This is a genomic window from Paenibacillus sp. P4_A7 (assembly GCF_056402455.1).
In genome coordinates this window covers 1-10,738 of the sequence record NZ_JBFUHJ010000168.1, presented here as the reverse complement: position 1 = coordinate 10,738, position 10,738 = coordinate 1, and the positions used below count along the sequence as shown (strand labels likewise).

The window sequence follows — 10,738 nt, the reverse complement described above, 5'->3', positions numbered from 1 at the left end:
ATAGTATTCAGACGTATCTTTGCCCTCTGGTTCAAGAAAAATTTGATGCTTTGGCTTATCTGAGAAACGTGTAACCTTATCTTCTATAGATGGGCAATAACGCGGTCCTGTTCCTTCAATCGCTCCCGAGAACATTGGTGCACGGTGTAGATTGTCAGTGATAATTTTGTGAGTAGCTTCAGAAGTGTAAGTTAACCAACACGGCAGCTGCTCATTAGTAGAAGACTCTGTCTCATGCGAGAAAAACTTCGGATTGTCATCACCTGGTTGAATTTCTGTTTTGGAAAAATCAATACTATCTTTATGCACACGCGGTGGTGTACCTGTTTTAAAGCGTACCAGCTCTAAGCCATGCTCTTTCAAATTGGYAGCGAGACGAATAGAAGGCTGTTGATTATTAGGTCCGCTCTCGTACATCAGTTCGCCCATAATAATCTTGCCACGCAAGTAAGTACCTGTGGTAACAACGACCGCACGCGCACGATATTCAGCACCCGACTTTGTTACAATACCAACGCATTTACCATCCTCAACAATAAGCTCCTCTGCCATACCTTGGCGAAGGGTTAGCTTAGGTGTTTCCTCAATTGTCTTCTTCATTACATTCTGGTATGAAACCTTATCTGCTTGAGCACGCAATGCATGGACAGCAGGCCCCTTACCCGTATTCAACATCCTCATTTGAATAAACGTCTTATCAATATTGCGTCCCATCTCGCCGCCTAACGCATCAATCTCACGCACGACATGACCTTTGGCCGGTCCCCCAATGGATGGATTACAAGGCATAAACGCAACCATATCTAGATTAATAGTGAGCAATAATGTTTCACAGCCCATACGTGCCGCAGCAAGTGCTGACTCACAACCTGCATGACCCGCACCAATGACGATTACGTCATATTCACCAGCTAGGTATCTCATTTTTTTTATTCCCCTCCTAAAGGATTGCGGAGCAATCCACATCGTAAGCATTATCCTAGGTTTGCTAAAAGCAAACCACTTCGTAAACCATTACTTACCCAAACAAAACTGTGAAAAGATTTGATCAATTAATGAGTCGCCTGCTTCATCACCAAGAATTTCACCAAGTGATTCCCAAGCAGAACGCGCGTCTATTTGTATCACATCAATGGGTATACCAATATTTGATGAATCAATCGCATCCACTAATGACTGCTTTGCTCGCTTCAACAAAGCAATATGCCTCACATTACTCACATAAGTTAGATCATTCGCTTCAAGCTCACCCTCGAAGAACATCTCACTTATTGTTCTTTCAAGCTGGTCCAGCCCTTCCTCTTCAATGACTGACATTCGTACAATTGAATCTGATGCTATTATACGCTCTATTTCACCCATCTCCAACTTCCCTGGCAAGTCGGTTTTATTCACGATTGCAATAACCGGACGACCCTTTACCAGCTCAAGTAGTTCACGATCCTCAGGTTGCAGAGCTTCATTATAGTTTAATACAAATAAAATTAAATCTGCTTCTTCAAGCGCATTTCGCGACCGTTCTACACCAATTCGTTCTACAACATCATTCGTTTCTCGAATACCAGCGGTATCAAGAAGCCTTAGTGGAATTCCGTTTAATGCGACAAATTGTTCTATGACATCACGCGTCGTTCCAGGAATGTCAGTAACGATCGCCTTATTCTCCTGCGTTAGAATATTCATCAAGGAAGATTTACCTACGTTAGGGCGTCCGACAATAGCAGTCACGATACCTTCTCGTAATATTTTGCCTTCATTCGCCGTTTTTAACAAACGGTCAATTTCTTCTATAGCTGAGCTACATTGTTCGCCAATATATGCACTGGTCATTGCTTCAACATCATGCTCTGGATAATCTATATTCACTTCAATATGAGCAAGCAACTCGATAACCGTTTGTCGCAAGGCTTTGATCCTTTTTGACAAAACCCCTTCAGCTTGCTTTCGAGCAACCGTAAAAGCACGATCTGACTTCGAACGGATAAGATCAATAACCGCCTCAGCTTGCATCAAATCGATCCGTCCATTTAGAAAAGCACGCTTTGTAAACTCACCTGGCTCCGCAGTACGGAAGCCTTCCTGCTGCAATACAACATCAAGCACCTTCTTAACGGCAATGACACCGCCATGCGCGTTAATCTCAACAACATCCTCAGCGGTAAAAGACCGCGGACCGCGCATCAGTGTAACAAGCACCTCTTCTACTTGTTCATCAGCAACTGGATCGATGATGTGTCCATAATGCAAAGTATGCGTTTCTGCATCTTTTAAATTTATCTTCGAACGAAAAATACGGGAAATCCCTTCAATAGCATCGGGACCGCTTATTCGTATTATCGCTATGCCGCCTTCTCCGACTGCTGTCGAAATAGCTGCAATCGTATCGTATATCATCGGCTTTCAGCACCTCTCAAATGGAAAAACAGCAATGACCATAAATAGCCATTGCTGCATATATAGTATCTTCAATATCATATGCTTTAAGGGCTCTCTTTACTGTCTGAGAGCAATAACAACTCTTCGGTTTGGCTCATCGCCTTTACTGAAGGTTTTTACTTTAGGATGGTTTTGTAACTGCGAATGAATGACTTTACGTTCATGTGAAGACATCGGCTCAAGGACAACCTCTTTCCTTGTGCGAATGACTCTACCCGCCAAACGTTCGGACAAATCCTCTAACGTTTTACGGCGACGCTCACGAAAATCCTCTGCATCAAGAACGATTCGCAAATGACTGTCAGAATAGCGATTAGCCACAATATTAACTAAGTACTGTAGTGCATCCAACGTTTGTCCGCGACGTCCAATAAGCATACCAAGATCTCCACTGCCCGATACGGCCAGATAAGTACCTTCTCTTGAATGCTTTCGTTCGATGTTCACTTGCAACCCCATTGCGCCAGCTACTTCAAGGAGGAAATTCTCAGCCTCTTCAGTTGGATCGGGAATAAGTTCAAGCTCAACTTTCGCTTCCTTCGTGCCAAACAACCCGAACAGTCCCTTTGAGGGCTGCTCCAGCACAACCATTTTAACGCGGTCCTCAGTCACTTGCCATTTTGCTAATCCATTTTGCACAGCCGCTTCTATCGTCTTTCCAGATGCGACGATTTTCTTCATTTCGCAGTGACCTCCTTACCCTTACCTTTGCTTTTGTCACCATTACGAACGTACAAAAAGTAGTTTTGAACAATTGTGTAGATGTTACTGTATACCCAATACAGCGGAAGCGCTGATGGGAATGAAATAGCCATTACGAAAATGAGCACTGGGAAAATAGTCAGCATCATTCCCATACCTGGCATTGTTTGTGTTTGTTGCTTTTGCATCATTTTAGACTGGATAAAAGTTGTTGCCGCAGCTAGAAGTGGTAAGAAATAATACGTCCAGCCTCCTTCATTGGCACTTTTCCCAAGCTCAAACCACAAGAAGGTATGCTCGCGAATATCAGGGTTTTTGTAAATCGAATTGTAAAGCGCGATAAAAACCGGCATCTGTACAATAAGAGGCAAACATCCCGCCATCGGATTTACTTTATTGGTTTGGAAAAGCTTCATTGTTTCTTCTTGCTGTTTCTTTGGGTCATCCTTGTGCTTCTTTTTGATTTCAGCCATTTGAGGCTGCAAAGCTTGCATCGCTTTTGAACTGCGATACTGCTTCAGTGTTAATGGTAAAATTAAAGTTCTTACAATAATCGTCAATAGCAATATGGCAAGTCCATACGAATCGCCAAACCATTTAGCGAATGTATCGAGTGTAATTGCAAAATAATAGACGACATTTTTCTCCCAGAAGTTACCGTGAAGTAAATCAGCGGTTTCTGTCGTTTGGTCTGTAGGAGCTCCACAACCAGCTAACAAACCCATTGCTAGAACAATCCCTACTACTAAAAGCCATTTCTTGTTTTTAATTCGAAACAACATTAAAACTCCTCTCTGAGAGCAATCACACCAAGCGTAAACGGCTGTCGCCGTCCTTGCGGTAAAAGCATTCGTTCTGCGATGAAATATAGGAACAGTATAAAAGTGAAACTTATATTTTCCTAATATTTCAAGCATAAACGGCATTAACCGTCCTCTTGCTGCATAGCATATATATCTTGTTAAAATATAAAAAATGCAATTAGCTTCTACTCTATACACTCCTATATTTTCACTCTAGACTATACCATATTTTATGGGACAAAGAAACTACGAGCCCTGGTTTGCATCCGCTTTCTTTAACCGTATCAAATAGATCATTTTAAGCAGACAAAACAAGCAGACAAAAATCACTTAATCTGCTTGCTTTTGAATGGTATGACTCTGATTTTTTAATAATCCGGCTTTCTTCAAAACATGAAGAACGCTCTTTTCCATCTCCTTCATCTTCATCGCCGTTGCAGGCTTCCTTACTATAAGAATGAAGTCGGTGTTTGGAACGATCCGTTTCTCTTGAAGGCGAACAATTTCTTTAATCATTCGACGCATACGGTTGCGGACAACCGCATTCCCTATTTTTTTGCTCGCCGAAACACCTAGACGGAACGGTTCCGCTACATGCTGCTTTGACCAATAGACGACGAATTGACCGTTCGCAAATGATTTACCGCCACGATATATTCGACTAAAGTCTTCACGGTTGCGAAGACGCAATTTTCTTTGCACGACTGATGGCCACCGTTCCCTCATTCATCTTCTATAAAGTATTGTCAGTAAAAAAAGAGTCTAAGCAGGCAGCCACATTACACTCCTTCTGCAAAAACAAAAAAAAAAGACCACCGAACGTGGTCTTCTGCTTATGCGCTCAATACTTTTCTTCCTCTTTGACGACGCGCTGCTAAGACTTTACGGCCGTTCTTTGAACTCATCCGTTTGCGGAATCCATGCACTTTCGCGCGTTTGCTTACGTTAGGTCTAAATGTAGGTCTCATTGTTCTGCACCTCCTATACTGCGTGTTTCCAATCAAGTGTAAACGACTGTCGCCGTGTTYTGGCAATGTAGCTTCGTTTCACTGTGAAATATAAGCAGCCATATAAGTATGCCACTTATAAGTCCTTATATTTAAAAAAACGCTTTTTTTATTAAACCACGTTGGCTGTTAAAAGTCAATGTATCGACTCTGGAGCAATTAAGCTGGAGTTTAAAAATCAGTTTCTAGCTGTGGATAAATGTATCAACCATTATCGCTATTTAAAAACTAATAACATGTGCATAGATTTGACTGTCCCAAAAAGAACTTTGTCGAAATGGTAACAAGATATTAACAATATGTAGTGGTGTAGATAACTTTTATGCACAAGCTATTGAGAATGTGGATAAAATATGTGATTTCGTTGAATTATAAGGTATCTTTTGCTATGATTATTATGTTTTCATTGTGGATTAGGTCGATAAGCCCACACATTTATCAACAGCCTGTGGATAACATTGTGAACAAACTCATCCCCTATTTATAACTCATACGCTATACATGCGTCATAATGTGGATGCTTTCGTTATAAATTCCTGATTTTCGACAATTTTCAGCGTAACAGCGCCCATGATGGCGATTTGGATAAGGAGTGACAGTCTGTGGACAGCCATACCTATGATTTATGGCAGCAAGTGTTGTCGATCATCCAGACAAAATTAAGCAAACCTAGCTTTGACACCTGGTTCAAAGCGACGAGAGCTTCTTTTATCGATGATTCCATGCTTGAAGTAACTGCGCCGACAACATTTGCGGCCGAATGGCTGGAGGGCCGCTATACGAAGCTGATCCGTACAACACTGTTTGAATTTTTAGGCAGACAAGTTGACGTTCGCTTCTCTATTGAAGAACCAAAAGGGGCAGAGCCGGCATTCACATTCCCACCGAGAGTTATTCATTCTCCCGTTTCGAATGAAGAATCAACGCCTACCCATATGCTTAACCCGAAGTATACGTTTGATACATTCGTTATTGGAGCCAACAACCGATTTGCACACGCTGCGTCGCTTGCTGTAGCCGAAGCACCTGCTAAAGCGTATAACCCACTATTTTTATATGGTGGAGTTGGACTTGGAAAAACCCATTTAATGCATGCTATTGGCCACTACATCATGGATCACAACCCAAATACGAAGGTGCTATATATCTCGTCCGAGAAATTTACGAACGAATTTATTAATGCTATCCGTGATAACCGTGGTGAAAGCTTCCGTACGAAATACCGCAATATCGATGTGCTCCTAATCGATGATATTCAATTTCTTGCAGGAAAAGAGCAGACGCAAGAGGAGTTCTTCCACACCTTTAACGCGCTACATGAAGAAAGAAAACAAATTGTCATTTCGAGTGACCGCCCTCCTAAAGAGATCCCAACACTTGAGGATCGGCTTAGATCACGTTTCGAATGGGGATTAATTACGGATATTCAGCCTCCGGATCTTGAAACACGTATCGCTATTTTACGTAAGAAAGCCCGTGCAGAAAATCTAGACATCCCTAATGAAGCGATGATCTATATCGCGAACCAAATTGATACGAATATTCGTGAGCTCGAAGGTGCTCTCATCCGAGTTGTAGCCTACTCTTCCTTGATTAATGCTGACATTACGTCGCATCTGGCGGCAGAGGCGCTGAAAGATATTATTCCATCAAGCAGGCCACGGATGATAACGATTCAAGATATACAAATTAAGGTTGGCGAGTTCTACGGACTTCGACTAGAGGAGTTCAAGGCGCGGAAGCGTACCAAAGCTATTGCCTATCCGCGGCAAATCGCCATGTATTTATCGAGGGAGCTAACTGACTTCTCCCTTCCTAAGATCGGTGAAGCATTTGGCGGTCGAGATCATACTACGGTCATCCATGCGCATGAGAAAATTTCAACGCAGCTGAAGATTGATCAAGACCTGTACAAGATCATCCAAAACTTAACCGAAAAAGTTAAAAATCATATGTGAACAACTAAGCAAGCCTATGCACAAGCTATGCACATGTGGATAGGCTTGCTTTATCAACGTTTCAAGGGGTTATCCACATATTCAGTGCCCCTACTACGACTACTACTAAAATTATTATAAAAAACATCATCAAAATAGGCAGAACTGGCTGTCGCCATTTTTCAAATCTCAAATTCGTTTCACAATCAAAATACGAGAAATAAACCTATACGAATCCTAGGAGTGGAAGCATGAAATTAACAATCTCAAAAAACGAACTAAACGATGCCATCCAACAAGTAGCGAAAGCTGCCTCATCAAGACCAACTATTCCGATTCTTGGAGGTATCAAAATTGAAGTTACCCACCTAGGGGTAACTCTTACAGCAAGCGATACCGATATATCAATTCAAAGCTTTATCCCTGTGGAGAGAGATCAATTCGTTATTGCACATGTGGATAAACCGGGAAGCGTAGTTTTGCCGGCAAAGTTTTTTGTGGAAATCGTTAAAAAGCTTCCATCCGAGCAAGTGAGTATAGAAGTAAGCAGCAGCTATCAAACAATCATTCGTTCCGGATCCACTGAAATTCAAATGGTTGGACTGGATCCAGAAGAATTTCCAATACTTCCGTCAATCGAACAAAATGAACTATTGCAAATACCAGGCGATTTATTAAAAACAATGATTCGCCAAACGGTGCTTGCTGCTTCAACAAGCGAACAAACCCCTATTTTAACTGGTGTATTGTGGAATCTGCTCGAAGGTGAGCTCAAGTTTGTATCAACAGACCGTCACCGGCTAGCAAGCAGAACGGCACAAGTTAATACGGACGAGCTGTTTAAATTCAGCAATGTTGTTATTTCAGCAAAGACGCTTGTTGAACTTTCAAAGCTTGTACCTGAGCAAAATATGCTAGTAGATATTACGGTTGCGGATAATCAAGTATTATTTAAAATCGGTCATGTCTTGTTTTATACGCGTATTTTGGATGGTACATATCCGGATACCTCTAAGATTATTCCGCAGGTGTTCAAAACAGAACTCGTTGTGGATACAAAAAATATGATGGATGCAATTGACCGTGCGTATTTAATGTCCCGTGAAGAGAAAACGAACATTGTGCGTTTGATTACGCTAGAGGATGGAAACATTGAAATATCATCAAGCTCAACGGAGTTAGGACGTGTAACTGARCAGCTTGATGCTAAGCAATTTAACGGGGATCCGCTCCGCATTGCATTCAACTCTAAATATATGCTTGATGTACTGAAAGTAATCGACAGTGAGCAACTGTTTATCGGATTTACGGGAGCAATGAGCCCAATCGTCATTCGTCCGATTGATCATGCTTACAGTATGTATGTCATTTTGCCTTACCGAACTACGGGATAATAAGCTTTCGCTAACGAAAAGAGAGGTGAGTCATTGCGATGAAAGAAATTGTTATTAATACAGAATATATAACGCTTGGTCAGTTTTTGAAGCTTTCCGATTGCATTTCTACTGGTGGTCATGCTAAGTTTTTTTTACAGGAAAATGAAGTTCTTATAAACGGTGAAGCGGATAACCGCCKAGGCAGGAAGCTGTATGTTAGTGATCGTGTTGAGGTTGAAGGCTGCGGCGTCTTTACGGTAGGTAAAGCGTAACGCACAAACGGACCGGGAGGTCAAAAGGTGTTTCTAACGAGCGTACAGCTAGAAAATTATCGCAACTACTCTCAGCTTGATCTGCAAACTCCTAACAAGGTGAATGTTTTTCTGGGGCCAAATGCGCAGGGTAAAACCAATTTGCTTGAAGCCATCTATGTGTTGGCTCTTTCTAAATCACACCGTACCTCCAAGGATAAGGAGCTAATTGGCTGGAATGCCGATTCAGCTCGTATCGCGGGAGAGGTAGATAAGAAGTACGGAGTGGTAAAGCTAGATTTGATGTTTTCTGCACAAGGAAAGAAAGCCAAAATAAATGGGCTCGAACAGCGCAAGCTGAGTAATTTTATCGGATCGGTCAATGTAGTCATGTTTGCGCCAGAGGATCTGGAGATTGTCAAAGGAACTCCAGGCATTCGAAGAAGGTTTCTAGATATGGAAATCGGCCAAGTACAGCCGAGTTATTTATATACGCTGCAGCAATACGGCAAAGTTCTTCAACAGCGGAATAACTTTCTTAAAGCGGTCGGTCCAGGCAATGCTAATCAGACTATGTTGGATGTATGGAATATGCAGCTGATTGAGCACGGTGTTAAGATTATGAGAAAAAGGGAACACTTTATACATAAGCTACAAACGTTCGCAGAACACATCCATGCAGGCATAACGAATGGGGCTGAGCAGCTCACAATTGAGTACCGCCCTTCGTTCGATACAGATGCCTCGCAAGATGAATCTGTTTTATTTGAGCAGTTTATGATAAAGTTAACACATGTGAAAGATCAGGAGATTCGCAGAGGCGTAACACTAGTGGGGCCGCATCGTGATGATTTAGCGTTTTTTATAAACGGTAAAGAAGCGAGTATATACGGATCACAAGGCCAGCAGCGAACAACGGCCCTATCTTTAAAATTAGCAGAAATAGAGCTCATTCACGAAGAAATCGGAGAATATCCCATTTTGTTGCTTGATGATGTGCTGTCTGAGCTTGATCAGAATAGGCAAACGCACTTAATCGAGACGTTTCAGAGCAAGGTACAAACCTTTATAACAACGACCGGACTTGAGAGCGTGAATGTAAGCAAGCTTCAAGATGCCGGCATTTACTATGTGCAGGACGGCCGAGTTACACGTTAAAGGCGCGAATAGGAAAGGTGGACCAGGGGATATGTACATCCATTTAGGCGGCGAGAAAATTATTCGGGCTGCGGAGCTGGTGGCCATTTTTGATATTTCTATTGAGCAGTCCTCAAAGCTATCTAAGCAATTTGTAGCGGGGGCACGTAAGCGTAAGGACGTTGAGACGATAGGGGAAGAAGATCCTAAGTCAATCGTTGTGACGAAGCAAAAAATATATTATTCGCCCATTTCATCTTCCACACTAAAGAAACGCGCACATCATTTTGCAGCTAATGGGTAGAGCGAAAGCGAATTGGAAGAGCAGTTGAGAGGAGCAGTGAACTTGCATGTCTTTGGAACAGCATTCATATGACGAGAGTCAAATACAGGTCCTAGAAGGCTTAGAAGCAGTACGCAAACGGCCAGGGATGTATATTGGCTCCACTAGTGGCAAAGGTCTTCACCATCTTGTATGGGAGGTTGTCGATAACAGTATTGACGAGGCTTTGGCTGGTTACTGCTCAAAAATCGTTATTGTCGTCCATAAGGATAACAGTATAAGCGTTACAGATAACGGACGCGGTATACCTGTTGGCGAGAATACGAAGCTGAAAAAATCAACGCTAGAAGTTGTTATGACTGTTTTGCATGCGGGTGGTAAGTTCGGCGGCGAAGGCTATAAGGTATCCGGCGGCCTTCATGGAGTTGGTGTATCTGTAGTTAACGCATTGTCCGAGCTCGTGATCGTTCAAGTTAAACTCCATGGTCATATCTATCAGCAAGAGTACCGCAAAGGTGTTCCGCAATATGATGTTAAGATTGTTGGAGATTCCGAAGAAACGGGAACAAAGGTTACTTTCACCCCGGACAAAGAAATTTTCACGGAAACCACTGAATATGACTATGAGACGCTGCAGGCACGTGTTCGTGAGCTGGCGTTTTTGAATAAAGGAATTGAAATTGTTCTTGATGATGAACGGAGTGGTGTATCCAATACGTTTATGTACGAGGGTGGCGTTATTGAATACGTCAAATATTTGAACCGTAACCGCGAGGCTTTGCATGAGCATCCGATCTATGTTGAGG

General features: G+C 42.3%; 12 protein-coding genes. 6 read left to right on the top strand and 6 right to left on the bottom strand.

Annotated elements, in window-relative coordinates:
* The 6 genes from AC1DWN_RS18880 to rpmH form a co-directional block, all read right to left on the bottom strand.
* The coding region (locus AC1DWN_RS18880; protein WP_477560449.1) for an FAD-dependent oxidoreductase at window positions 1–924 on the bottom strand (924 nt) is incomplete at its 3' end.
* A 90-nt stretch (window positions 925–1,014) separates the two neighbouring features.
* Window positions 1,015–2,394: a tRNA uridine-5-carboxymethylaminomethyl(34) synthesis GTPase MnmE gene (gene mnmE / locus AC1DWN_RS18875; protein ID WP_477560448.1), complete on the bottom strand. Its 1,380-nt coding sequence runs from the start codon at window positions 2,392–2,394 to the stop codon at window positions 1,015–1,017.
* 99 nt (window positions 2,395–2,493) lie between these two features.
* Complete coding sequence (gene jag / locus AC1DWN_RS18870; RefSeq protein WP_477560447.1) at window positions 2,494–3,117, bottom strand: RNA-binding cell elongation regulator Jag/EloR; 624 nt, start codon at window positions 3,115–3,117, stop codon at window positions 2,494–2,496.
* Window positions 3,114–3,920, bottom strand: a complete 807-nt coding sequence (locus AC1DWN_RS18865) for a YidC/Oxa1 family membrane protein insertase (protein ID WP_477560446.1) — start codon at window positions 3,918–3,920, stop codon at window positions 3,114–3,116. Before AC1DWN_RS18865 ends, jag begins: the two co-directional genes overlap by 4 nt.
* Before the next feature lie 351 nt (window positions 3,921–4,271).
* On the bottom strand, window positions 4,272–4,643 hold the full coding sequence (rnpA, locus tag AC1DWN_RS18860) for a ribonuclease P protein component (RefSeq protein WP_477560445.1): 372 nt from the start codon (window positions 4,641–4,643) through the stop codon (window positions 4,272–4,274).
* 131 nt (window positions 4,644–4,774) lie between these two features.
* On the bottom strand, window positions 4,775–4,909 hold the full coding sequence (gene rpmH, locus AC1DWN_RS18855) for a 50S ribosomal protein L34 (protein WP_308997689.1): 135 nt from the start codon (window positions 4,907–4,909) through the stop codon (window positions 4,775–4,777).
* Between the two features lie 641 nt (window positions 4,910–5,550).
* Between rpmH and dnaA the strand changes: the two genes are divergently transcribed.
* The 6 genes from dnaA to AC1DWN_RS18825 form a co-directional block, all read left to right on the top strand.
* Window positions 5,551–6,906: a chromosomal replication initiator protein DnaA gene (gene dnaA, locus AC1DWN_RS18850; RefSeq protein WP_477560444.1), complete on the top strand. Its 1,356-nt coding sequence runs from the start codon at window positions 5,551–5,553 to the stop codon at window positions 6,904–6,906.
* A 230-nt stretch (window positions 6,907–7,136) separates the two neighbouring features.
* Window positions 7,137–8,279 carry a DNA polymerase III subunit beta gene (gene dnaN, locus AC1DWN_RS18845; protein ID WP_477560443.1) on the top strand — a complete coding sequence of 381 codons (1,143 nt, stop codon included), beginning with the start codon at window positions 7,137–7,139 and terminating at the stop codon, window positions 8,277–8,279.
* A gap of 38 nt (window positions 8,280–8,317) precedes the next feature.
* A complete protein-coding gene (gene yaaA / locus AC1DWN_RS18840) occupies window positions 8,318–8,533 on the top strand; it encodes a S4 domain-containing protein YaaA (RefSeq protein ID WP_477560442.1) in 216 nt (71 codons plus the stop codon).
* Between the two features lie 27 nt (window positions 8,534–8,560).
* A complete protein-coding gene (gene recF / locus AC1DWN_RS18835) occupies window positions 8,561–9,670 on the top strand; it encodes a DNA replication/repair protein RecF (protein ID WP_477560441.1) in 1,110 nt (369 codons plus the stop codon).
* Between the two features lie 31 nt (window positions 9,671–9,701).
* A complete protein-coding gene (remB, locus tag AC1DWN_RS18830; RefSeq protein ID WP_056637846.1) occupies window positions 9,702–9,953 on the top strand; it encodes an extracellular matrix regulator RemB in 252 nt (83 codons plus the stop codon).
* 46 nt (window positions 9,954–9,999) lie between these two features.
* The coding region (locus AC1DWN_RS18825; protein ID WP_477560440.1) for an ATP-binding protein at window positions 10,000–10,738 on the top strand (739 nt) is incomplete at its 3' end.